Source organism: Paracoccus sanguinis (assembly GCF_900106665.1).
Lineage (GTDB): Bacteria > Pseudomonadota > Alphaproteobacteria > Rhodobacterales > Rhodobacteraceae > Paracoccus > Paracoccus panacisoli.
In genome coordinates this window covers 1-22,103 of record NZ_FNNA01000009.1, presented here as the reverse complement: position 1 = coordinate 22,103, position 22,103 = coordinate 1, and the positions used below count along the sequence as shown (strand labels likewise).

The 22,103-nt window shown below is 67.8% G+C and carries 24 protein-coding genes and 1 tRNA gene; 20 read left to right on the top strand and 5 right to left on the bottom strand.

Going from position 1 to position 22,103, the window contains the following annotated elements; translation table 11 throughout:
- Positions 1–14 precede the first annotated feature (14 nt).
- Both BLW17_RS16205 and BLW17_RS17495 read right to left on the bottom strand, forming a co-directional pair.
- Positions 15–242, bottom strand: coding sequence for a hypothetical protein (locus tag BLW17_RS16205; protein ID WP_036731562.1), 228 nt, complete (start codon positions 240–242; stop codon positions 15–17).
- Positions 239–1,876 carry an EndoU domain-containing protein gene (locus tag BLW17_RS17495; RefSeq protein WP_052176216.1) on the bottom strand — a complete coding sequence of 546 codons (1,638 nt, stop codon included), beginning with the start codon at positions 1,874–1,876 and terminating at the stop codon, positions 239–241. The genes BLW17_RS16205 and BLW17_RS17495 overlap by 4 nt, the downstream gene beginning before the upstream one ends.
- A 118-nt stretch (positions 1,877–1,994) precedes the next feature.
- Between BLW17_RS17495 and BLW17_RS16185 the strand changes: the two genes are divergently transcribed.
- The 18 genes from BLW17_RS16185 to BLW17_RS18905 all read left to right on the top strand — a co-directional run bounded on the left by BLW17_RS16185 (position 1,995) and on the right by BLW17_RS18905 (position 17,288).
- Positions 1,995–2,417: a hypothetical protein gene (locus BLW17_RS16185; protein ID WP_036731565.1), complete on the top strand. Its 423-nt coding sequence runs from the start codon at positions 1,995–1,997 to the stop codon at positions 2,415–2,417.
- Positions 2,418–2,440: 23 nt separating this feature from the next.
- Positions 2,441–3,379: a phage tail tube protein gene (locus tag BLW17_RS16180; protein ID WP_036731567.1), complete on the top strand. Its 939-nt coding sequence runs from the start codon at positions 2,441–2,443 to the stop codon at positions 3,377–3,379.
- A gap of 2 nt (positions 3,380–3,381) precedes the next feature.
- Positions 3,382–3,819 (top strand): hypothetical protein, encoded by a 438-nt coding sequence (locus BLW17_RS16175; RefSeq protein ID WP_036731569.1) that lies wholly within the window; start codon positions 3,382–3,384, stop codon positions 3,817–3,819.
- 83 nt (positions 3,820–3,902) lie between these two features.
- A complete protein-coding gene (locus BLW17_RS18855) occupies positions 3,903–4,049 on the top strand; it encodes a DUF7697 family protein (protein WP_425287092.1) in 147 nt (48 codons plus the stop codon).
- On the top strand, positions 4,042–6,504 hold the full coding sequence (locus BLW17_RS16170; RefSeq protein ID WP_074827034.1) for a phage tail tape measure C-terminal domain-containing protein: 2,463 nt from the start codon (positions 4,042–4,044) through the stop codon (positions 6,502–6,504). The genes BLW17_RS18855 and BLW17_RS16170 overlap by 8 nt, the downstream gene beginning before the upstream one ends.
- Positions 6,504–7,130, top strand: a complete 627-nt coding sequence (locus BLW17_RS16165) for a DUF2460 domain-containing protein (protein ID WP_036734808.1) — start codon at positions 6,504–6,506, stop codon at positions 7,128–7,130. Before BLW17_RS16170 ends, BLW17_RS16165 begins: the two co-directional genes overlap by 1 nt.
- Entirely contained in the window at positions 7,127–7,474 is a 348-nt protein-coding gene (locus tag BLW17_RS16160; protein ID WP_036734810.1) for a hypothetical protein, read from the top strand. Before BLW17_RS16165 ends, BLW17_RS16160 begins: the two co-directional genes overlap by 4 nt.
- Entirely contained in the window at positions 7,467–7,598 is a 132-nt protein-coding gene (locus BLW17_RS18850) for a hypothetical protein (RefSeq protein ID WP_269429090.1), read from the top strand. Before BLW17_RS16160 ends, BLW17_RS18850 begins: the two co-directional genes overlap by 8 nt.
- A 4-nt stretch (positions 7,599–7,602) precedes the next feature.
- Positions 7,603–8,289, top strand: a complete 687-nt coding sequence (locus BLW17_RS16155) for a lysozyme (RefSeq protein ID WP_074827033.1) — start codon at positions 7,603–7,605, stop codon at positions 8,287–8,289.
- The gene (locus BLW17_RS16150) at positions 8,286–8,501 is read left to right on the top strand and encodes a hypothetical protein (protein WP_028031130.1); all 216 of its coding nucleotides are present in this window, start codon (positions 8,286–8,288) and stop codon (positions 8,499–8,501) included. Before BLW17_RS16155 ends, BLW17_RS16150 begins: the two co-directional genes overlap by 4 nt.
- Positions 8,498–9,382 carry a DUF2163 domain-containing protein gene (locus tag BLW17_RS16145; RefSeq protein WP_036734813.1) on the top strand — a complete coding sequence of 295 codons (885 nt, stop codon included), beginning with the start codon at positions 8,498–8,500 and terminating at the stop codon, positions 9,380–9,382. The genes BLW17_RS16150 and BLW17_RS16145 overlap by 4 nt, the downstream gene beginning before the upstream one ends.
- Positions 9,379–9,813, top strand: a complete 435-nt coding sequence (locus tag BLW17_RS16140) for an NlpC/P60 family protein (RefSeq protein ID WP_036734816.1) — start codon at positions 9,379–9,381, stop codon at positions 9,811–9,813. Before BLW17_RS16145 ends, BLW17_RS16140 begins: the two co-directional genes overlap by 4 nt.
- Positions 9,814–9,822: 9 nt before the next feature.
- Positions 9,823–13,821 (top strand): baseplate multidomain protein megatron, encoded by a 3,999-nt coding sequence (locus tag BLW17_RS16135; RefSeq protein ID WP_036734822.1) that lies wholly within the window; start codon positions 9,823–9,825, stop codon positions 13,819–13,821.
- Between the two features lie 11 nt (positions 13,822–13,832).
- Positions 13,833–15,755, top strand: a complete 1,923-nt coding sequence (locus tag BLW17_RS16130) for a DUF2793 domain-containing protein (protein WP_036734827.1) — start codon at positions 13,833–13,835, stop codon at positions 15,753–15,755.
- A gap of 31 nt (positions 15,756–15,786) precedes the next feature.
- Positions 15,787–16,095 (top strand): hypothetical protein, encoded by a 309-nt coding sequence (locus tag BLW17_RS16125; RefSeq protein ID WP_036734830.1) that lies wholly within the window; start codon positions 15,787–15,789, stop codon positions 16,093–16,095.
- Positions 16,096–16,217: 122 nt separating this feature from the next.
- Positions 16,218–16,892: a YcbK family protein gene (locus tag BLW17_RS16120; RefSeq protein WP_036734832.1), complete on the top strand. Its 675-nt coding sequence runs from the start codon at positions 16,218–16,220 to the stop codon at positions 16,890–16,892.
- The gene (locus BLW17_RS16115) at positions 16,889–17,134 is read left to right on the top strand and encodes a hypothetical protein (RefSeq protein ID WP_036734834.1); all 246 of its coding nucleotides are present in this window, start codon (positions 16,889–16,891) and stop codon (positions 17,132–17,134) included. Before BLW17_RS16120 ends, BLW17_RS16115 begins: the two co-directional genes overlap by 4 nt.
- A gap of 25 nt (positions 17,135–17,159) precedes the next feature.
- Positions 17,160–17,288, top strand: coding sequence for a hypothetical protein (locus tag BLW17_RS18905; RefSeq protein ID WP_331429087.1), 129 nt, complete (start codon positions 17,160–17,162; stop codon positions 17,286–17,288).
- Between the two features lie 201 nt (positions 17,289–17,489).
- Here the strand turns inward: BLW17_RS18905 and BLW17_RS16105 are convergent, their stop codons facing one another.
- Positions 17,490–18,107, bottom strand: coding sequence for a TetR/AcrR family transcriptional regulator (locus tag BLW17_RS16105; RefSeq protein WP_036734838.1), 618 nt, complete (start codon positions 18,105–18,107; stop codon positions 17,490–17,492).
- Positions 18,108–18,189: 82 nt separating this feature from the next.
- Here BLW17_RS16105 and BLW17_RS16100 point away from each other — a divergent pair, with 82 nt between their 5' ends.
- Positions 18,190–18,663: a (2Fe-2S)-binding protein gene (locus tag BLW17_RS16100; RefSeq protein WP_036734840.1), complete on the top strand. Its 474-nt coding sequence runs from the start codon at positions 18,190–18,192 to the stop codon at positions 18,661–18,663.
- Positions 18,660–20,774, top strand: coding sequence for a molybdopterin cofactor-binding domain-containing protein (locus tag BLW17_RS16095; protein ID WP_036734842.1), 2,115 nt, complete (start codon positions 18,660–18,662; stop codon positions 20,772–20,774). The genes BLW17_RS16100 and BLW17_RS16095 overlap by 4 nt, the downstream gene beginning before the upstream one ends.
- A 323-nt stretch (positions 20,775–21,097) precedes the next feature.
- On the opposite strand, the gene BLW17_RS16090 is transcribed toward BLW17_RS16095, so the two are convergent.
- Together BLW17_RS16090 and BLW17_RS16085 are read right to left on the bottom strand one after the other, a co-directional pair.
- Positions 21,098–21,820 (bottom strand): hypothetical protein, encoded by a 723-nt coding sequence (locus tag BLW17_RS16090; protein WP_036734845.1) that lies wholly within the window; start codon positions 21,818–21,820, stop codon positions 21,098–21,100.
- 161 nt (positions 21,821–21,981) lie between these two features.
- A tRNA-Met gene (locus BLW17_RS16085) sits at positions 21,982–22,058 on the bottom strand.
- Positions 22,059–22,103: the final 45 nt, after the last annotated feature.

The following is a 22,103-nucleotide window of genomic DNA, read 5'->3' as shown; positions in this document are numbered from 1 at the left end:
ACTCTCGAAGCAGTTCACTGGTCGAATTCGGCCGTGTCCATGCCGAAATCGTCGACGAGGGCCCGCACTTCTCTTGCATCGAGCACACCGGGGTGCCTTTTGTGCGCAACGTAGACACCTTCCAGCGCGAGATCATACTCCCCGACACGGAAGAACTCCTGATCCATGGACATATCAACGCCAGCAGCAACGAGTGCCATGATCTGCTTCTCAAGAATGTTGATTGCTTCTTTGTCGGTCATTCTTGCCTCGGATTCTCTATGACGCCATCGCCTGAAACTGGATACCCGGTTCGCACTTCCCCGTTTGGCCGTACGACAACTCGTATCGTAACGCCATTTACCTCGCCGCTGATCAAAAGATCACCCTCTCGGTGCGCCGGACCGATAACCGTTCCGGAACCTGCTACCTGGCGGATAGCATCCAGAATGTCATCATCGGACCAACTGGCGGGAAATTCCGTCTTGCCCGGCGTGCCCGTTCCGTATCGATGCCCTCCGCTACGCCCCTCGCCATCCAGGATATGCCGCGCGCGGTCTTCGGGGATAGAGACGCTATCAATCGAATGCGGGTTCTCCATAGTCACGATGTTCGGCCCCGCTTCATCCGGGATCGGCGTGGAGATGATGTTGCCGGTAGAATCTTCGACAGGGGGCGAACCCGTGTGGTTCGGAAGCCCAAGCACCTCTGCCGGGTAGGTTTCCAGCCATTGCTCGATGCGTTCGGGCGTGAAACCGGGAAGCTGCCCGAGGCGTCGGTCATCCTCAGACAGTTCCGGAAAGACCTCGACCCAACCCTGCGCAAGTGAGCCTTCGTCGATGACAAGGCGCCCGGCGTCCAGTGCGGCGAGAGCGTCTGCGGCGAGGCGGCGCGCGAGATTGACCGCGTCAAGGGCGTTCTCGTTGGGTAATGTGAACAGACCGGGCCGGTACATCTCGTACAAGCCGAGGGCTTCAGCTATCACTCTCGCCCGTTCGCCACGTTCCGGGGACCCTGACAAGAAGCCATTTTCAGCCAGTACCAGCGCCTGAGCGTAGGATTGCGCGGCAAGCGAACCCTCCACGGTGCCAAGGTCAGCACCCAGGATGGCGGCGGCATCTTGGACTCGCTGCTCGCGGGCGGACTGCACGAAGCCTTGAAGCAGGTTGTTCGCTTCCAGCGCAGCATAGGCCGCTATCCCAGCAGGTGACCGAGCTATCAGGCCGTTTGCCAGCCTGCGTACGATCCCGCCGCTGTTCGGAAAACTGTCTGCCGTCGGTGCAAACTCTGCAAGGATCACATCATTCCGTGATCCCGGCGCAACCGGCTCGGCATAGCAACGACAGTTGTGCGCCTGCCCCGGATGGCTGCCTGCGGGTGGCTCGTCCCAGCGAAACACTTGGTCGTCGTATTCGGCATGGCTGTCACGCACTTTCGCGTCGTCCTGGGATCGCCAAATGTAACGCTCGATGCCGAGGTCCTGCTGCCGAAGCTGGTTGATCAAACCCGCGAAGGCCCGCAGCAGGCGTTCTTCCATGGCGGTTCGCAGGGGGCGAAGGCGTTGCGGATGGGTCTCGTATTCCTCGAAGATGGCCGTCAAGCGCGCATCCCACCGGCGCAGCGCCTCCTCCTTCGCATCGGAAACGTCGCGCAGGTCTGCTTCGGTCACCCACGGCACAGTGTCCGGGGGCGTCAGCGCATTCAGCAGCATCCGGGTGTTGTCGGCGATCACGCGGTCGAGTTGGTCGGTGAAATCGGCGCGCAGGTCGGCATAGCCGGGGAAAAGCGACTTGATGGAAATGCCCGCGCGATAGCCGTACACGACCCCGTTCTGCCGTCCGAACACGTACTGCCCGTTGCCACCGTGGCGGAGGAACTCCCGTAGATTGTGCTGCATGGAACCTCCCGCTGACCCGCGGGTGGTTTGTAGCGGCAGTTGGTAAAGAAGCGTTCACCCCACCGCACGGTGCCTGCAACACGGCAACGACCCAAGGGAGGCTGCGAGGTTTATGTCAATGCCCACCACCCGCGAAGCCATTCTCACCGCGCTGCATGCGCGGCTGCAGCCGCTTGCCGCCCTCACCTTGCGTGACGAGGTGCTGCCCGAGCGGATCCCGGTGGCCGGGCTGATCATCCTGCGCGACGGCCAGCCGGGCGAGCCGGAAGTGACGCTGTCACCGCTGCGCTGTCACTACCAGCACCGGGCCGAGCTGGAGATCGTCGTTCAGGCTGGCACCGGCCGGGCCAGCGCCTTCGACGACCTGATAGCTGCCATCGGCGCGGCGCTTGAAGCCGACCGGACGCTTGGCGGCCTCTGTGACTGGGTCGAACCCGAGGCCCCGGCATCGGTCGACCTGCCCATCGAGGGTGCCGCGGCCTTGAAGGCGGCGGTCATCACCATCGTCCTGCACTACACCACGACCGGCCCTCTGGCCTGACACCCCCCACATAGGAGACCCCCATGGCACGCGCTCACGGCGCGCGGGCGCAGATGGCGCTTGCGTTCGAGACGGTTTACGGAACCCCGCCCGCCAGCGGCTATCGGCTGATGCCCTTTGCCCGAACCACACTGGGCGCGGAACAGCCGCTGCTGAATTCCGAGCTGCTGGGCTACGGCCGCGATCCCCTGGCCCCCATCAAGGACGCCGTCACCGCCGATGGCGAGGTGGTGGTGCCGATCGATGTGGAGGCCTTCGGGTTCTGGCTGAAGGCGGCCTTCGGCGCCCCGACCACGACGGGGACCACGCCGAAGACCCACACCTTCCAGTCGGGCAACTGGACGCTGCCCTCCATGGCCATCGAAGTGGCAATGCCCGAGGTGCCGCGGTTTGCGATGTATGCGGGCTGCGTGATGGACCAGTTGTCGTGGCAGATGAACCGCTCGGGCCTGCTGACTGCGACTGCACGGCTGATCGCGCAAGGCGAGGCGATTGCGGCCATCACGGCCGCGGGGACGCCCACGGCCCTGGACCTGCAGCGCTTCGGCCATTTCAACGGGGTGGTGAAGCGCAACGGCACGGCGCTGGGCAACGTGGTCTCGGCCGAGATCACCTATACCAACGGCCTCGACCGGATCGAGACCATCCGCAACGACGGCAAGATCGAGGGCGCCGATCCCGGCATGGCGGCGCTGACCGGACGGATCGAGGTGCGCTTCGCAGATAGCGCCCTCGTCACCCAGGCCATCGACGGCACGCCCTGCGAATTGGAATTCGCCTACAGCCTCGGCGCGAATGCCAGCTTCACCTTCACGGCCCACGCCGTCTACCTGCCCGTCCCGCGGATCGAGATCCCGGGGCCCCAGGGCATCCAGGCCAGCTTCGACTGGCAGGCCGCCAAGGCCACCAGCCCCGCTCGCATGTGCACCGCCGTCCTCGTCAACACCGTCACGGGATACTGACCATGATCCGACTGAACCTTTCGAACCGACCCGAATGGCTGGACCTGCTGCCCGGCCTTCGCGTGCTGGTGGCCCCTCTCACCACCGCGCTGATGGTCTCCGCCCGCGCCGATCCCGCCATCGATGGCCTGTCAGAAACCTCCAGCCAGGAAGACCTGGCGCTGGCCATGGCCAAGGCCGTCGCGCGCCGCGCCGTGCTGGAATGGGAAGGTGTCGGTGACGAGAATGGCAACCTTATGCCCGTCAGCCCAGCGGGGATCGACGCCCTTCTCGAAATCTGGCCGGTCTTCGAGGCCTTCCAGGCGCAGTACGTCGCCCGTGGCCTGATGCTGGATCAGGAAAAAAACGTCTCCGCGCCCTCGCCGACTGGTCCTTCGGCGGGGGCGACGGCTACTGCGCGGCCTGCGCAGGCCCCTGCCCCGACTGCCCCGCAAGACTGAACCGGCCGCTGACGGTCGAGGGCTGGCAGGTCTGGGACCTGACCCAGCGCCTTGGTGGCCAACTGCGCATCGCGCCGGGGGCCGTGATCGGATGGGACATGGGTGCGGCCCTCTCGCTGGCACAGGCGCTGGGCGTCGATGTCCTGATCGCCGCCGAACTGCTGCCCGAGATCGAGGCGGTGATGGTGCGCAAACTCAACGAGCAGATGGAAGGACGCCGGAATGGCTGAGAAGAAGGTCTCCGTCCGCCTCGTGGCGGAGGGCGGACGCCGCGTGCGTGCCGAACTGGAGGGTGTCGGTGAGGCCGGTGCCCGTGGCTTTGGCCGCCTGTCGCGCGAGATGGAACTGGCGAACACCCGTCTGGCCGCCTTTGCGCGCCGGGCGGGCATCGCCCTCGGGGCCGCCGCTGCCGCCGCCACGGCCTCGCTCGGGCTGATCGTCCGTTCGACGGCCGAGAGCGCCGCGCAGATCCGCCAGTTTGCGCAGGTCGCCAATGCCACGCCCGAGGCTCTGCAGCGTTGGTCGGCTGGCGCGCGGACAGTGGGGATCGAGCAGGAGAAGCTCGCCGACATCCTGAAGGACGTGAACGACCGGGTCGGGGATTTCCTGCAGACCGGCGGCGGGCCGATGGCGGATTTCTTCGAGAATGTGGCTCCGCGCGTGGGCGTCACCGCCGACCAGTTCGCGCGGCTGTCGGGGCCGGAGGCGCTGCAACTCTACGTCGACACGCTGGAGCGGGCGGGTCTCAGCCAGCAGGAGATGACCTTCTATCTCGAGGCCATGGCCTCGGACGCCACGCGGCTCCTGCCACTGCTGCGCAATGGTGGGGCAGACATGGCGCGGCTTGGCGACCAGGCCTCCGATTTGGGTGCGGTTCTGGACGGTGACGCGCTCGAAGCCCTGCGCCGCACGCAACTGGCGCTGGGCACCGTATCCCTCGTGTTCGATGGTCTCCGGAACCGCATCGCCGTCGCCATGGCCCCGACGATCGAGGCGCTGGCCAATGCCTTCGTGGCCCTCGCCTCCGATGGTGGCGTCCTGCGCTCGGCCATCGACGGGTTGATCGGCAACCTTGGACGCCTGGCGTCCTATGCGGCGACCTTCGCGGCCGTCATGGCCGGGCGGTGGGTGGCGGGTCTCGCCGCCGCGGCCCTGTCGGTGGGCGGCTTGGCCACGGCGCTCGTGTTCCTGCGCGGCGCCCTGATCCGCACCGGCATCGGTGCGCTGATCGTTGGCGCGGGCGAGCTGGTCTATCAGTTCTCGCAGCTGGTGGCCCGGGTCGGCGGTGTGGGCGAAGCCTTCCGCCTGCTCGGCGATCTGGCGCGCGAGGTCTGGTCCCGCATCGGCCTGTCGCTGGACGCCGCACTCGCCCGCATGGCGGCCGGATGGGAGGGCCTGAAGGCAGCGGGTCTCTCGGCTCTCGAGGGCACCATTGCGGGCGTCGTCAGCTTCGGCGACCGGACAGCCGCGATCTTCCAGGGGGCCTATGACGCGGCCGTCGCCATCTGGGGCAGCCTGCCGGGGGCCATCGGAGACTTCGCGTTTCAGGCCGCGAACGGGCTGATCTCCGGCGTCGAGGCGATGTTGAACGGTGTCGTCACCCGTATCAACAGCTTCATCGGGACCCTGAACACGGCGCTGGCCTTGCTGCCAGAGTGGGCCACGGGCGAAGGTGGCGTGCGGATCGGCATCCTCGATCCGGTGGAACTGGGGCGTATCGGCAATCCCTTTGAAGGGGCCGCGACCGCAGCCGGTGCCGCAGCCGCGGATGCCTTCTCGGCCGCGCTGTCGCGGACCTATCTGGAACCACCCGATCTCGGGCTCGGGGCCATGGCTGACGATGCCCGCGCCCGGGCCGACGGCTATCGCGAGGCGGCCGGGATGCTCGCCGATGCCGCCGGTCGGCCGCTCGCCAGCTGGCAGGCGCTGAAGGATGCGGTGACCGGCACGGGGACCGAAGCAGAAACCGCGCTGGCGGATGCGGCCGCTTCTGCCGATGCCCTGACTTCCGGGCTGAACGACACCGCCACCGCCGCAGATGGCGCTGGCGGCGCTGCACGCGACGCAGGGACGGCTGCGGCGCAAGGCGCGGACACCGCCCTCACCGGCTGGCAGGCTGTCACCGCCGCGCTCGCCGACTATGCCGGCAAGGCGCGCCACATCGGTGGGGATATCGGCAGCGCGCTGGTCGGGGCCTTCACTTCGGCCGAGAACGCCATCGGCGACTTCGTGAAGACCGGAAAGCTCGACTTCCGCGACCTGGTCACCTCGATGATCGCCGACCTCGCGAAGCTCGCCGCCCGGCGCTTCATCCTCGGCCCTATTGCGAACGCCCTTTCCGGCGCGCTGGGCGGGGCGGGCGGGATCTTTGCCAATATCCTGCATGGGGGCGGCATGGTCGGCGCCCCTGGACCCGGACGCATGGTCCCGGCGCTGGCCTTTGCGGGTGCCCCGCGCATGCACAACGGCGGCTGGGCCGGGCTGCGACCTGACGAGGTGCCAGCGATCCTTCAGCGCGGGGAGCGGGTGCTCTCGCGACGGGAAGCGGCAGGCTACGGCCAGGCCAGCGCCCCGACTGTCAACGTCACGATCAACGCGCGGGATGCCGACAGCTTCCGCCAATCCCGCACGCAGATCGCGAGCGACATCGCCCGTGCCGTGTCGCTGGGTCGGAGGGGGATGTGATGGCGTTTCACGAGGTCAGGTTTCCGGACAACATCAGCCGCGGAGCGCGCGGCGGCCCGGAGCGGCGCACGCAGATTGTCGAACTGGCCTCGGGCGCCGAGGAGCGCAATGCCAGCTGGGCCAACAGCCGCCGCCGCTATGACGTCGCCTACGGCATCCGCCGCGCCGACGATCTGGCGGCAGTCATGGCCTTCTTCGAGGCCCGGAACGGGCGCCTCCACGGCTTCCGCTTCAAGGACTGGGCCGATTTCAAGTCCTGCCTGCCATCGCAGACGCCGGGCCCGATCAACCAGCCGATTGGCACCGGCAATGGAGCGGTCACCCTGTTTCAGCTCACCAAGCGCTACACCTCCGGCGCGCAGTCCTGGACGCGGACCATCACCAAGCCTGTCGCGGGCACCGTCACCATCGCCCTGAACGGCACGCCCCAGGCCTCCGGCTGGTCGGTTTCTACCTCAACCGGTCTCATCACCTTCACCACGGCTCCCGCCGCAGGCGTCGCCATCACCGCAGGCTTCGAATTCGACGTTCCCGTCCGCTTCGACACCGACGTCCTCGACGTCACCCTCGATCTCGAACGTCTCGGGTCGATCAACTCGATCCCCCTCGTGGAACTCCGTACATGAACGACGAATCCTTCTGGTCCCACCTTTGGCGCGAGATCGCTGCCTCGACGGCGCTGATGCTGGCTTTCTGGGGCGCGCTGGGCGGTGCCACCAATGCCCTGACCACCCGGATGGCGCTGCGCGAAGCCCTGCGCCATGTCCTGCTCGGCGGGTTGATCGCCGCAGGGATGGGCAGTTTCTCCATCGTGATCGTGGCGGAATGGCTCGGTCTGCCCGATGGCGCCGTCGCCGCAGGCGGGGCGGTCGGCTCGGCCGCCTACCTGGTCGGCGTCTTCGGGGCCGCCTTCATCGAGCTCATCCTCGCCAGGCTCCGCCGCGCCGGGAAGGATGACGCTGATGCATGAGATCCTTCGCCTTGCCCGCTCGCTGCGCTGCGATCCCGCGGACCCCGGACAGGCCTTTGCCCACCGGCTGCGCATCGGCCTCGCCGTCGCCTTCCTGATCTTTTTCCTCTCAACCCTCGGGTAATCCCATGCAAACCTCTGATCGGGGGCTACTGGCCCTGATCCGGCACGAAGGCGTCGTGCCCGGACCCTATCTCGATGTGAAGGACGTCTGGACCTTCGGCATCGGTCACACCCCCGCCGCCGGTCCGCCCGATCCAGCAAGGATGCCGCGCGGGATGCCAATCGATCTCGACGCCGGGATCCGCGAGGCGTTCCGGCTGTTCCGCGCCGATCTCGCCGCCTACGAGGCCGAAGTGCTGCGCACCGTGAAGGTGCCGCTGGAACCCCACGAATTCGATGCGCTGGTCTCCTTCCATTACAACACCGGCGGCATCGCGAAGGCCTTGCTGACACGGCACCTGAACGCGGGCGACCGGGTAGCAGCGGCTGCGGCATTCATGGGCTGGCTGCGCCCTGCGGCCATCCGGTCCCGACGCGAGACCGAGCGCGATCTCTTCGCTAAGGGCCGCTACCCGACCGGCACCATTCCGGTCTGGTCGGTCGACCGCAACGGCCGGGTCGACTTCTCGCGGCCGATCCGGCGGCTCAGCGAGACCGAGGCGCTGGCACTGCTGCGCCCGCTGCTCAATCCACCCTCAACCCCTATGTCACCTGCCCCTTCCACGGCCGCCACCAGCACCGCGCCCGTGCAGGCGGCGCCGAGCCTGACCACCCGCATTTTCACCTTCCTCAAGACCCTGATCGGAGCATGACCATGAACTGGACCCTCGCACGTGGCCTCGTCTATCTGGCCTGCCTTGCCGCCTCCGGCCTCGCTGTGGCAGGGCTGGCAGATTTCGACCTCGCAACCGGCACGCTCGATATTCGCCCCTTCAATCTCTATGCCCTGACCGGCGCGACCGGAGGTGTCGTGTCTTCGCTCCTGGCCTCCGTGGCCCTGCTGCGCGGCTGGGGGCGGAAGTGAAATCCCTTCCGCCCGCGGTGCAAGCCCATCTCGACGAAGGCGCCACGACCCTCGCCTGGTGCTGGCGCATCACCCGCGCCGATGGCATGACCTTCGGCTTCACCGACCATGACCGGACCCTCACCTTTGACGGCACCGAGTTCGAACCGGAAAGCGGGCTGACCGCGTCAGAGGTGCGATCCGGCTCCGACCTCTCGGTCGATGCGCAGGACGCGCAAGGCGTGCTGTCCTCTGACCGGATCACAGAGACCGACATCCTCGACGGCCGCTGGGACAATGCCTCGGTCGAGGTCTGGAGGGTGAATTGGTCGGCACCGGCGCAGCGCGTGCTGCTGCGCCGCGGTGCCATCGGCCAGATCCGGCGCGGGCGGCTGGCCTTCGTGGCCGAGGTGCGCAGCCTCGCCCATATCCTCGGCCAGACGGTGGGGCGGACGTTTCAGGCCAGTTGCGATGCCGCGCTGGGTGATTCGCGCTGCGGCGTGAACCTCGAGGCATCGGCCTTCAAAGGGACCGGCGCGGTCATCGATGTGCTGCGCGACCGCGCCTTCACCGCCTCCGGCCTCGGCAGCTTCGCGGCGGGCTGGTTCGCCTTCGGGCTGGTCGAATGGACCAGTGGCGCGAACGTCGGGCGGCGGGTCGAGGTGCTGTCGCATAACCTCGTCGATGGCGTCGCGATCCTGACCCTGCTGGAAGCCCCGGTGCGCCCGATCGTGACGACGGATACCTTCGTGGTCCGGGCGGGCTGCGACAAGCGCCTCGCCACCTGCGGCGCGAAGTTCGCCAATGTCGCCAACTTCCGCGGCTTCCCGCACATCCCGGGCCAGGACGCAGTCCTTCGCTACGCCACCAAGGATGGCGGCCACGAGGGGGCGGTGCTGTGAAGACCGCCGATCCTGCCATCGTCATCGCTGTCGCGCGCTCCTGGCTCGGCACGCCCTATCACGACCAGGCCAGTTTGCGCGGGGTGGGCTGCGACTGTCTCGGCCTCGCGCGCGGCATCTGGCGCGAGGTGGTGGGGCCGGAACCGTTTCCCATTCCGCCCTACAGCCGAGACTGGGGTGAGACGGGGCCGCGCGAGGTGCTGGCCGACGGCGCGAGACGGATGATGCCGGAACTGGATCCATCCGAAGCTGGGCCCGGTGCGCTGATCCTGTTTCGCATGATGCCCCGCGCGATCGCCAAGCATGTCGGGATCCTCACCGGCCCCGACACATTCCTGCACGCCTACGACCGCCTCGGCGTGATCGAGCAACCGCTCACGACCGCATGGCGGCGGCGCATCGCCTTCGCATTCCTGTTCCCTTCACGCTGAGATTTTCCCATGGCCACGCTTGTCCTCGGCGCCGTCGGTTCCGCCATCGGCGGGGCCTTTGGAGGCGCGATCCTCGGCTTCTCTGGCGCTGCCATCGGTGGCTTCATCGGCTCGACCATCGGATCGGTGGTCGACAGCTGGATCGTGTCCTCGCTGGCGCCCGCGCAGAAGATCGAGGGCCAACGCCTCGACAGCTTGCGCATCACCTCGGCCACCGAAGGCGCCATCATCCCACGCCTCTACGGCCGCATGCGCATCGGCGCCAACATCGTCTGGGCGACTGATTTCCGCGAGGAGACGAAGACCACCACACAGGGCGGCGGCAAGGGCGGCGGCGGCGGGCGGGTCCAGACGACCGAGTACCTCTACTACGCCAGCTTCGCGGTGGCGCTTTGCGAGGGTCCGATCACCGGCATCGGCCGCATCTGGGCCGACGGCAGGCCGCTCGACATGACCGGGATCACCTGGCGCTGGTATCCGGGCAACGAGGCGCAAGCGGCCGATCCGTTCATTGCGGCCAAGATGGGCGCCGCCAACACCCCGGCCTATCGCGGCACCGCTTATGTCGTCTTCGAGGAACTGGCGCTTGCGACCTACGGCAACCGCCTGCCGCAACTGTCCTTCGAGGTCTTCCGGCCCTTGGCCGACCCCGACACGGCCGAGGGGCTGGTCAAGGCCGTGACCATGATCCCCGCTTCGGGCGAGTTCACCTATGCCACGGAGGCTGTCCGTAAGACCGTGGGCGCCACGACCACGGTCTTCGGCCAGACAACCGGTGGCACCACCTCGGCCGAGAACTTGAATGCGCTGCCGGATGAGGCCGACATCGTCGTGGCGCTGGACCGCCTGCAGGCCATGGCCCCGGCCGTCGAGAGCATCAGCCTCGTCGTCGCCTGGTTCGGCAACGACCTGCGCTCGGGGAACTGCACCATCAAGCCCGGCGTCGAGGTGGCGACCAAGGTCACCAGCCCGAAGGTCTGGACGGTCAACGGCGTGGCGCGGGCGAATGCCCATCTCGTCAGTCGCGACGTCGAGGACCGGCCGGTCTATGGCGGCACGCCTGCGGATTTCGCGGTGGTGCAGGCGATCCGCGAGATGAAGGCGCGCGGGTTGCGCGTCACCTTCTACCCCTTCCTGCTGATGGACGTCCCGCCCGGCAATACCCTGCCGAACCCCTATTCGAACAACGCCGCCACTCCGGGTCAGCCCAGCTTCCCCTGGCGGGGCCGGATCACCTGTTCTCCGGCGGCAGGCTTTGCCGGGACCGCGGACAAGACCGCCGCTGCCGCGACGCAGGTCTCGGCCTTCTTCGGCGCAGCCACCCCGGCACAGTTCGCGGTATCGGGCGACAGCGTCAGCTGGACCGGCCCATCGGGTGACTGGGGCCTGCGCCGGATGATCCTGCACTACGCCCATCTCTGCGCCGTCGCGGGCGGGGTCGATGCCTTCCTCATCGGCACCGAGATGCGCGGGCTGACCACCATCCGCTCCGGCGCCAGCACCTATCCCGCCGTGACCGCCTTCAAGGCCCTGGCGGCAGACGTGAAGTCAGTCCTCGGGCCCGGCACCAAGGTGGGCTACGCCTCGGACTGGTCGGAGTATTTCGGTCACCAACCGGGCGATGGAACAGGGGACGTGTTCTTCCACCTCGATCCGCTGTGGTCGGACGCGAACATCGATTTCATCGGCATCGACAACTACATGCCGCTCTCCGACTGGCGCGACGGCTTCGACCATGCCGATGCGCTGGAGGGTTGGCCCGCGAACCATGATCGCGGCTACCTGCAGGCCAACATCGCAGGCGGCGAGGGCTTCGACTGGTTCTATGCCAGCCTGGCCGACCGGTCGGCTCAACTGCGGACGCCCATCACGGATGGAGCTGCGGGCAAACCTTGGGTGTTCCGATACAAGGATCTGCGCGCCTGGTGGTCGAACCCGCATTTCAACCGACCGGGTGGGGTGGAAAGCGGTACGCCGACCGCATGGGTGCCGCAGTCCAAGCCGGTCTGGTTCACCGAACTGGGCTGCCCCGCCATCGACCGCGGCACGAACCAGCCGAACGTCTTCTTCGACCCGAAGTCGTCGGAGAGCTTCACACCGTACTTCTCCCGCGGCTGGCGGGATGACGCGATCCAGCGTGCCTACCTCGAGGCGAGCTATCTCTGGTGGGGTCAGGCCGCGAACAATCCGACCTCATCCGTCTACGGTGGCCGGATGGTGCATGTCCCCGAATGCGCCGCCTGGACCTGGGATGCGCGGCCCTATCCGTTCTTTCCCGAACTGACCGGCATCTGGACGGATGGCCCCAACTGGCGGCTCGGGCACTGGCTGACCGGACGGCTCGGTGCGGTGTCGCTGGCGGCCCTCGTGCGGCACCTCTGCCTGCGCGCCGGGCTTGCGGAAAGCCTGATCGACGTCACCGGCCTCTGGGGCGCGGTCGAGGGCTATGTGATCGGGGCGCTGGAAAGCCCTCGCGCGTCGATTTCCACGCTGGCCCGCCACTTCGGCTTCGATGCCATCGAGACGGAGGGGGTAATCCGCTTCATCATGCGCGGGCGGGCATCCAGCCTGACCCTCACGGTGGATGATCTGGTCGCCAGCCGCGAAGGCGAGGCGCTGGAACTGACCCGCGCGCAGGAGACCGAACTGCCGCAGGCCCTGAAGTGGCAGGTCGCGCGGGCGGATGAGGACTATGACGCGGCCCTTGTCGAGGCGCGGCGCATCACCGTCGACACCACCCGCATCGCGTCCGAGTCCTTCCCGATGGCCATCCCGCCCGAGGAGGCGGAACGCCGCTGCCGCCGCGCGCTGATGGAAGCCTGGATCGGCCGGGAAAGCGCCACCTTCCGCCTGCCGCCTTCGCGGCTCGCCCTCGATCCCGCCGACGTGATCCGCCTCGCGCATGACGGCCGCGAGGTCGAGTTCCGCCTCGTCTCTGTCGCCGACTCTGAGGCACGCGGGATCGAGGCAGTGCGTCAGGACCGCGCAGCCTATGATCTGCCGCCCGGCGATCCCCGCCCGGCTTCGCTTTCGAGCCCCGTCGTCTTCGGCATGCCCGAGGTGGTGATGCTGGACCTGCCGCAGATCAGCGAGGGCCAGCCTGCACATCGGCCCCTGATCGCCGCCCATGCCAGCCCATGGCCTGGCGAGATCGCCGTGTTCCGCAGCGCCTCGACGGATGGCTTCAATCTGCTGACGACCTTCGGCAGTCGGGCCCGGATCGGGACGCTGGCCTTCGATTTCTTTCCGGGGCCGACCTCGCGCTTCGATCTGGGCAACGCTCTGGTCGTCGATCTGCTGTCAGGCACACTGGAAAGCGTGACAGACGTCGCGCTGTTCGGCGGGGCCAATGCGCTGGCGGTCGAGAGCGCCGCTGGCCAATGGGAGATCGTGCAGGCAGGCGCGGCCGAACTGATCGCGCCGAGCAGGTACAGCCTGACCCGGCTCCTGCGCGGCCAGCGCGGAACGGAACTTGCGATGGGCAATACGGCCCCGGCTGGTGCGCGGGTCGTTGTACTGGATACGACGCTGGCCGCCCTACCCATCGCCGAGGCCGATCTTGGACTGCCTTGGAACTGGCGGGTCGGCCCAGCAGCGCGGGCGGTCAGTGACGCAAGCTATGCCGCGCAGGGCTTCACGCCGACCGGGCGGGGCGTCGTCCCCTTCGCCCCGGTCCATGTCGAGCAGCCATGGCGAACGGCCCGCAGCCCGGGCGATCTGACGATCCGTTGGACGCGCCGCTCCCGCACGCTGGTCGCCGACGCCTGGGAGCAGGTCGAGGTGCCGCTAGCGGAAGACCTGGAAGGCTACGACGTGCAGATCCTCGACGGGGCGGCCGTCAAGCGGACGCTGACCAGCAGCATAGCTTCTGTCCTCTACACCGCCGCACAGCAGACAGCCGATTGGGGCGCGCCCCTTGGCCCCGGCCAGACGCTGGCGATCCGTATCTTCCAGCTTTCGAACCGCCTCGGCCGCGGAACGCCCGCGACCGTGACCCTCCAGTTCTGACGGGATTTCCCATGTCCGACACCACGACCCATCTGGGCTTGCCTTACCTCTTGGCCGCCCAGGCGCAGAAGCATGTCACCCACAACGAGGCCCTGCGGCTGCTTGATGCGATGGTGCAGCTGTCGGTCCTCGACCGCACGCGGACGGCCCCGCCCGCCAGTCCCGCAGATGGCAACCGGCATCTGGTGGCCTCCGGCGCCACTGGCCTCTGGGCAGGATGGGATCTGAACATCGCCTTCTGGGTGGACGGGGCATGGCTCCGGCTGGTGCCGCGCACCGGCTGGCTTGTGTGGGTCGCGGCCGAGGGGCTGTTCCTCGTCTGGACCGGCAGCGCGTGGGACGTTGTGGGCGAGCCGCGCGACGTGTCGGAAGCGGTGTTCAGCCTGGTGAACGACGCTGATCCGACGAAGAAGGCCACCTTCTCGCTGGCGGGGATCAGCGCAGGCACCACGCGCAGCTTCACGCTGCCAAACACATCCTCCGAACTGGCGATCCTCGCGGGGACGCAGACCTTCACGGGCAACAAGAGCTTCTCGGGGACGCTGACCGCCTCGGGCACAGTCACCGTCTCGGCGGCCAGCGCCAGCATCGGCACGGCCACGACGACCGCAACCTACGGCATGGGCACCGGGGCCACGACCACGGGCGTCACCAAGACCGTGAACATCGGCACCGGCGGCGCGTCCGGGTCGACGACGGTCGTGAACATAGGCTCTGCGACGGCTGGCGCGGGCGGCACGACGGTGGTGAACACGCCCACCGTCACCTTCGCCAATGCGGTCACGCAGGTCGGAATGCAGCAGGCGAACCTGACCGCGCAGCTGCTCGGCCTCGGCGGGGCCACGGCCGACAGTTACAACCGAGTGTCGGTGAACACGCCCGCAGTCCTATTGAACAATGCAGGCGCGGGCATCGAAGCGACGGTGAACAAGGCGGCCCCGGCAAACGACGCCGCATTCGCCTTCAAGACCGGGTTTTCAGCGCGGGCGCTGATCGGCCTCTTGGGCAACGACGATTTCAGCTTCAAGGTCAGTCCGGACGGGTCAGCCTTCTTCGACGCGATCCGGATCGACCGTACCAGCGGCCAGCTGGAGCTGCCGCAACCGACGGTCCTGCCCGGCCTCAGCGCCGCGCCGACCCCGCCGCCCTCAGGGAAGGCCGCCGTCTATGCGCGCAGCCGTGCCGGGGCGCCATGGATCGACGTCATGCGTCCCTCGGGACGGGATTTCCCTTTGCAGCCGCATTTCGGGGTGAACCGGATCGCCACGTGGTCACCTTCGGTCACGACGACGATCACCACCGAAGGGATGCCGATCACCTCGGTCGGCACCGTTTCGCACCCGACGCTGGCCGCGACGAACCTGGCCGCCTCGATGCGGCGCTGGCGCCTGACCTCGGCGGCCGTCGTGGACTCGGTCGCCGACCAGCGATCCGCAGGCTGGGCCTGCTGGCGCGGGAACGCGGCGGGCCTCGGCGGCTGGACTTTTGTCACGCGGATTTCGCTGACGACGTTGCAGGCGACCGGGATGGGCTTCTTCGGCCTCTACGGCTCCACCGCCGCGCTCGCCACCACGCTGGCGCTGGCCGCCGCCATCAACTGCATCGGCATCGGCTTCCAGCGCGGGACGCACACCCGCTGGCAGTTGGTCGCGAACGACGGCACCGGGGCGCCGACCCTGAATGACATGGGGGCGAGCTTTGCCGTCGCCACGGGCGGCGTGCTCACCCTGTTCATCGCGGCCCCGCCGAATGGGTCATCCGTGTGGGTGCGCGTCGTCGACGAGGTTTCCGGCGCGGTCTTCGAACAGGAGATCACCGCCGACCTGCCAGCGACCACTCAGTTCCTTTCACCGCGCCTCTTCATGAACACCGGCGCGACAGCGGCCGCCGTCGCCTACGACTGCGCCGGGGTCTACCTCGAAACCGACTTCTGAACCGCAGGACCGCGATAGCGAAAGGACCATCATGAACGACCAGACCACTCGCGCCGGGGAGGTCGCGCGGGCCTTTCGGGACCACGGGATTACCGCCGCGCTGACTGCCCTGATCGGCGGCACCATGGCCCTGATCGCGGCGATCACCCGCAAGGCCTTCACCAACGAGGCCCTGCTGGATCGCCTTGATCGCGAACTCATCACCGAACGCGACCGGACTGACAAGCAGCGCAGCGAAGATCGCAAGGTCGATGGCGACCGCCTCGACCGGATCGAGACGGACATCCGATCCATGCGGGACATGCTGTTCGACGCCTTCCAGCGCGGCCGATCCGACTGACCGCCTGGCGACCACACCACAACGACCATGTCCCCCGCCCCCGGCGGGCAATGCCCGCCAGAACCTAAAGTCTGCGCGGCCTTGCCGCGCGGGGGCGGGTTTTTTCATCTGGAGGATCCACCATGCCGACCCTGACCTATCCCCATTGGCGCGATGTGCCAGCGACTGCCTGGCGCTGGCCGAACTTCTCGGCCGCCGAGATCGCCTGCCGCGGCACCGGCGCGATCAAGATCAACACCGAAGCAATGGACAAGCTGCAGACCCTGCGCGACCGCCTCGGCAAGCCGCTGATCATCCGCTCTGCCTACCGCAGCCCCGAACACAACCGTGCTGTCGGCGGGGCCCCGGCCTCGAAGCACATGCAGGGCACGGCCTTTGACATCGCCACGGCAAACCATGATCCCGCAGCCTTCGAGGCGGCCGCGAGGGCGGTGGGCTTCCTGGGGTTCGGATACTATCCGCGCTCCGGCTTCATGCACATCGACCTCGGCCCTGCCCGGTCCTGGGGCGATCCCTTTCCGGCACGTCTTGTGCCCTTCGCGCCGGAACTGACGCCTGCGCGCGAAGTGCTGTCGGAAAGCCGCACCCTGCGCGGTGGCGGCGCGGCGGGTGCCGCGACTGTCGGTGCGGCAGGGGTGGAAGTGCTGCAGGACGTTCTTGCCGAAACGCAGACCACCATCCAGCCGCTGATCCCCTACCTCGACACCCTGCGCTGGGTGCTGATCGCCATCGCGCTGATCGGCATCGCCGTCACCATCCACGCCCGGCTCGACGACTGGAAGCGGGGCCAGCGGTGATCAGCTGGCTTCTGACCCATGTCCCGGCGCGAAAGGCGCTGAGCCTGATCCTCACCGCCGCAGCGATCCTGCTGTTCCTGCTGAACCTGCGCCGCGCCGGTGAACGCGCTGGGCGCGCCGCCGAACGGCTTGATGCCAGAGAGAAAAACGATGCCATCCACCGCCAGATGCTCGACGCCGCCGCCCGCCGCCCTGCTGATCGTGACGCTCTGGCTGAGCGCCTGCGCGACGGGCGGTTCTGAGACCTACGCGCCATGTCCGCCGGTGGTGGAGTATTCTTCTGCCGATCAGGCGCACGCGGCCGACGAGGTCGACTCGCTGCCAGAAGGCGCGGTCATCGTCCGGATGCTGGGCGACTATGCCGTGCTGCGCGACCAGGCGCGGGCCTGCCGGTAGGGGCGGAAAGCGGACTGCAGCAATTGCCGGTGCCGCAAGGCGGCCATGGGCGAAAGCGGCCGTTGGTTTTCCGGATGTCGACAGTGCAGAGTGCAATCCCGCGACCATCGGCCAGTGGCGTGCGGGCAACGCGAGCGGCGAGGCCTGGTCACGATGGCGGCTTCGGGCTTGCAATGCGCGGCATAGGGAGCCGCCCATGCTTCAATCGCCGCGGCCTTGATCCGTCCCGCAAGGGCGCATCAGGCGCAGGAAACGCCGGACGCTCAGCCCTGCCCGCGCGGCGCATGTCGCGGCATCCGGCGCCTCGATGACTCCGATGAGGCGTCGGATCTGCAGATCTCCGACCAGCAGCGAGATGAAGCACTCCGCCATGTCGCCGTGATCGGCGAATTCATCGGTGAGGGGTTCGTCCCGAAGGCGTCGGACAAGCAACGGGAGGATGGTGCCGCGTCCTGTCTCGGCCAGGGACCGGGCAAGCTCTCCGCTGGCGTCCGCTGCCGCCGCGCGATTGAGAAGGATCGCCCGATCGGACAGGATGCCCTGCAGCAGCGTCGACCCGAAGGCTTCGAGATCGGCTGCGAGCCGTTCCCCTTCGAGCGAAGCCGTCAGGGCCTCTGCTGCAATCGCGCGATTGCTTGCGATCATGCTGGCAAACAGGCCTGTCTTGCTGCCGTACCACCCGTAAAGCGTTTCGTTGGACGCCCGCGCGCGGCGGGCGATCTCCAGCATGGTCGCGCCGCTGAACCCGCGTTCGACAAGCACTTCATAGGCGGCGGCCTCGATCTGCCCGCGTCGTTCCGTCTTGCGATCTTTCTTCATGGCTCCCGCATGCGATGGCTTGATCGAATCCGTACATTGCATTACGGGTCTTTGGCAAGCGTAACAACATGTACGGCTTCACATGCACCTGTCGTTTCTTGTCAACGGCGCCGCCCAAAGGCTTGATGTGCCGGATCCGGAGATGCCGCTGGTCTTTATCCTGCGCGACCTGCTTGGCCTGAAGGGGACCAAGTTCTCTTGCCTGGAGGGGCTGTGCGGCGCCTGCACCGTGCATCTTGACGGTGTGGCGATGCGGGCCTGCCTGCTGCGGGCATCCGATGTCGAGGGAAGGCGCGTCACCACGATCGAGGGGCTGTCGGCCGATGGCGACCATCCGGTCCAGCGCGCCTGGCTGGAGGAGCGGGTGGCCCAATGCGGCTGGTGCCAGCCCGGGCAGATCATGCAGGCCGCAGCCTTTCTGGCCGAGACCCCGGCGCCCTCGCCCGAGGACATCGCCGCGGCAATGGACGCCAATCTCTGCCGCTGCGGGACCGGACCGCGCATCCTGCGCGCCGTCGCGCGCGCCGCGGGCATGGCTGGGGAGGCGACACGATGAGCCAGCGCCTCCGCCTGTCCCGCCGCGCCTTCGTCGCCCTCTCCGGTGGTGCTGCGGTCGCTGTCGCCTCGGGCGGAGCGACCTGGGCGCTCTGGCCGCAAACCGTGCTGAACGGTCGGGTGATCAATGCCTACGTGGCACTCGCCCCGGATGGTGCGGTCGAAGTGGTCTGCCCCGCGCTCGACATCGGACAGGGCGCGCCGGATGCTTTGGCCATGATCCTGGCCGAGGAGATCGGCGCATCGCTGGCGCGGTTGCGCGTCATTGCGGCGCCTCGCGATGCCGCGCGCTACGGCAATCCCGACTTCGCGGGTCGGATGGTGACGGCGGATTCCCAGACAACGAAAGGGTACTGGCCGATCCTGCGTCTGGCGGGCGCCGAGGCGCGGGCGGCCTTCGTGGCCACGGCGGCCCGGTTGCGCGGCTGGGCCGTGACAGAATGCGACGCGGAAGCTCACAACGTGATCCACCGACCCAGTGGCGCGACGCTTGATTTTGCCGAGATCGCGACCTCCGGCCGGCTGAGCCTGCCGCGGGGGGCCAGCCGCGCGTTGCGGGATCCGGCAGGGTTCCGGATCGTCGGCAGCAGCCCCGAGGACCGGAATGCCAATGACATCGTGACGGGGCGCAAGCGGTTCGGCACCGATCTGCGTGCGGCCGACACTCTGGTCGCGGTGCTGCGCCGCAGCGCGCATCTGGAGGGCGCGCCGCGCGAGATCAACGACAGCCTCGCACTGGCCGTTCCCGGCGTTGTCGCTGTGGTGCCGCTGGCCGATGCGGTGGCGGTGGCGGCCACCGACACCTGGGCGGCGATCCGGGGGGCCGAGGCGCTGGAGGTGGACTGGACACCGGCCGGCGACTTCGACGGCGCGGCGCATGAGCGGCGGCTGACCGCTGCCCTCGACGACCCGTCGCAGGCCCGTGTTGCGCTGCGCAGCGTCGGCGCGGTGGAACCCTCGGCAGCCGCGGGGGCCGCGGCCTTGTTCCACGCCCCGGCCCTGACCCATGTTCTGCCCGAGCCCCTGAACGCGACGGCACGCCCCACAGCGATGGGACTGGGCGTCGCCGTGGAAGCGTCGACCCAGTCGCTCGATCTGGACATGCGGTTCGCCGCGCAAACCTGGAAGACGGCGCCGGTCATGGTGGAGACCATGGGGCACCCTTCGGGCGGCGCTTACGGGCGGCGCGTGCTCAACGATGTGGTGATCGACGCCTGCGCCGTGGCAAAGGCGCTTGGACGCCCCGTGCAAGTGATCCGACCCTTGCGTGACGAGATGCAGCGGGGCCAGATCCGTCCTGCCGCCGTCCAGCGCATCCATGCCTCTCTCGACGGCCGTGGCGATCTCGCGACATGGCGGCACGACATCGCCTCCGATGGGACGCTGTCCGCGCAACTGCCCACCTCGCTCAAGGGCCCCGGCGGCGACGAGGACAATACAGCCACCGATGGGGCGCGCCACCCCTATGGCGTTGCCGCCGAGCGGATCACCTGGACCCGCGTTCCCGCCACGCCGACGCCCGGCTTTCTGCGGGGTGTCTCCGCCGCCTACACCATCTGGGCGATCGAGGTGACGGTGGAGCGGCTGGCGCGCGGCTCGGGCCAGGACCCGCTTGCCTGGCGGCTCCGCCACATGGCGGATGCGCGCCTGCGTGCGGTCGTCGCGCGCGCAGGCGCGATGGCGGGCTGGGGCGCGGCCGGGCGCAGCCTCGGTCTTGCCGCCATGATCTTTCGCGAGGCCCGCGTGGCGACGGTTGCGGAAGTCGCCGGCGAGGATGTCGTCGGGCTGTGGGTGGCGGCCGATGTCGGGCAGGTTGTCCACCGCGACCGCGTGTTGCGCCAGATCGAGGGCGGCGTCCTGCTTGGCCTGTCGATGGCGCTTCACGAGGAGCTGACGTTCCGCAACGGGGCCGCCGCCGTCGAGAGCCTTGCAGACTATCCGATCCTCACGAACGGCGCCTTGCCGCCCTTCGAGATCCACCTCGAAGGCGCGCCGGGACTGTCACCTGCCGGGGTCGGGGAAGTCGGTGTACCGACGACTGTTGCCGCAGTGGCGAATGCCTTCGAGGCGCTGAGCGGCCGGCAATTCGATCGGCTGCCGCTGCGTCTGTGAGGCGCGCTGCCATGATGGCGGCGCCCGACCGCAGACAGGATGGCGGAGCTCGAAACCCGTCGCGGGCATTCTCGCCATCCGCCCCGCACCGCCCGATCCTGCGCCTTCCGAGAGCGGCCAATTCCCATTCCACGGCAGTCGCTTCGCCGAGACCGCGCCCGCGTATCCGCGTCGATCCCCCAAGGGCCGGCAACCGCTTTCGTCGGCAGCCCAGATCTCGACCAGCAGGCATCGCCGTGTCATGAGCGAACGACCGGTCCGGTCAAGCCAGACCGCAACATGCTGACGGCGATGAACGACAGCTTTGGGCCGATCGCGTCGACCTACTGCATTGCGACGGGGCGTAGGATGTCATCGGTGTCGAGCTTCAGCGCGCTGCGCCAGAGCGGCGTTTTGAAGACGTGGTGCACATGTTTGCCGTCGCGTACTTCACGGGTCTCGGCAAGCAATCCCGCCCACTCAAGGGGCCTAAGGACGCAGGAAGAGAACGCGGCCATCTCGCGCCACCCGGCATTGTCCCAATCATGGTTCTCGCCATAGAATGCCGCGAACAACGCCCGCTCGGTTGTGCCATGGTCAGCCTCGGCGTTGATGACGTTCATCCACACATCCCACTTCCCGAAGGGGCGATCTTCGAAGCGGGCGTAGGAGGAATGGTCGATCTGGAGAACGAAGAACGGGATGAGTTCGGCAAACAGCCGGGCTGGCGCGCCCGCGTATTCGGCGCCGCGCTTGGTCAGGCGGAATTCGCCCTTGAAGTGCCGGCCGAGGCGCAGGGTGATCAGAAGCTGGTGCAGCACCTCGAGCGGCGGGAATTCGTATTCATTGATGACCTTGCTATAGCGGAACATTTCTTCCGCGCTCTTTCCTGGCCAGTCAAAATGCTCGACCGCCCAGTGCACGAAGACGCGCTTGAAGGCCATTGTCTTGGTCAGGCCGATGGCACCGTGCTCCTGCGCGTAGCAAAGCGTCAGCAGCGCCGCGCGTAAGAGCGGCGAGTGCTTCAGGTCGGGATGGCCATCTGGAAGAGCGCGGAACTTGATCATGGCGCGATGCTGCCACAGCAAGTTTCGCAAGGAGAGAGCGCGATCATGTTGCCCGTCGATGGGGGCCTCGCAAAACGTTGACCAGGTGTTGACAAGGATTTGGAATGAGTAAAGCCGAGCGTTATACTCGGCTTTTAAGTCTTTGATAGTATTTGCTTTTTTGGTTGCGGGGACAGGATTTGAACCTGTGACCTTCAGGTTATGAGCCTGACGAGCTACCGGGCTGCTCTACCCCGCGACCGTGCCGCTTGTGCGGCGGGGGTTTCCCCGTGGGATCCGTTGA

Bases quoted from the DNA above. Each gene is read 5' to 3' on its own strand.
- BLW17_RS16205 (WP_036731562.1), bottom strand. From the start codon at position 242: ATGACCGACAAAGAAGCAATCAACATTCTTGAGAAGCAGATCATGGCA.
- BLW17_RS17495 (WP_052176216.1), bottom strand. From the start codon at position 1,876: ATGCAGCACAATCTACGGGAGTTCCTCCGCCACGGTGGCAACGGGCAG.
- BLW17_RS16185 (WP_036731565.1), top strand. From the start codon at position 1,995: ATGCCCACCACCCGCGAAGCCATTCTCACCGCGCTGCATGCGCGGCTG.
- BLW17_RS16180 (WP_036731567.1), top strand. From the start codon at position 2,441: ATGGCACGCGCTCACGGCGCGCGGGCGCAGATGGCGCTTGCGTTCGAG.
- BLW17_RS16175 (WP_036731569.1), top strand. From the start codon at position 3,382: ATGATCCGACTGAACCTTTCGAACCGACCCGAATGGCTGGACCTGCTG.
- BLW17_RS16170 (WP_074827034.1), top strand. From the start codon at position 4,042: ATGGCTGAGAAGAAGGTCTCCGTCCGCCTCGTGGCGGAGGGCGGACGC.
- BLW17_RS16165 (WP_036734808.1), top strand. From the start codon at position 6,504: ATGGCGTTTCACGAGGTCAGGTTTCCGGACAACATCAGCCGCGGAGCG.
- BLW17_RS16160 (WP_036734810.1), top strand. From the start codon at position 7,127: ATGAACGACGAATCCTTCTGGTCCCACCTTTGGCGCGAGATCGCTGCC.
- BLW17_RS18850 (WP_269429090.1), top strand. From the start codon at position 7,467: ATGCATGAGATCCTTCGCCTTGCCCGCTCGCTGCGCTGCGATCCCGCG.
- BLW17_RS16155 (WP_074827033.1), top strand. From the start codon at position 7,603: ATGCAAACCTCTGATCGGGGGCTACTGGCCCTGATCCGGCACGAAGGC.
- BLW17_RS16150 (WP_028031130.1), top strand. From the start codon at position 8,286: ATGACCATGAACTGGACCCTCGCACGTGGCCTCGTCTATCTGGCCTGC.
- BLW17_RS16135 (WP_036734822.1), top strand. From the start codon at position 9,823: ATGGCCACGCTTGTCCTCGGCGCCGTCGGTTCCGCCATCGGCGGGGCC.
- BLW17_RS16130 (WP_036734827.1), top strand. From the start codon at position 13,833: ATGTCCGACACCACGACCCATCTGGGCTTGCCTTACCTCTTGGCCGCC.
- BLW17_RS16125 (WP_036734830.1), top strand. From the start codon at position 15,787: ATGAACGACCAGACCACTCGCGCCGGGGAGGTCGCGCGGGCCTTTCGG.
- BLW17_RS16120 (WP_036734832.1), top strand. From the start codon at position 16,218: ATGCCGACCCTGACCTATCCCCATTGGCGCGATGTGCCAGCGACTGCC.
- BLW17_RS16105 (WP_036734838.1), bottom strand. From the start codon at position 18,107: ATGAAGAAAGATCGCAAGACGGAACGACGCGGGCAGATCGAGGCCGCC.
- BLW17_RS16100 (WP_036734840.1), top strand. From the start codon at position 18,190: ATGCACCTGTCGTTTCTTGTCAACGGCGCCGCCCAAAGGCTTGATGTG.
- BLW17_RS16095 (WP_036734842.1), top strand. From the start codon at position 18,660: ATGAGCCAGCGCCTCCGCCTGTCCCGCCGCGCCTTCGTCGCCCTCTCC.
- BLW17_RS16090 (WP_036734845.1), bottom strand. From the start codon at position 21,820: ATGATCAAGTTCCGCGCTCTTCCAGATGGCCATCCCGACCTGAAGCAC.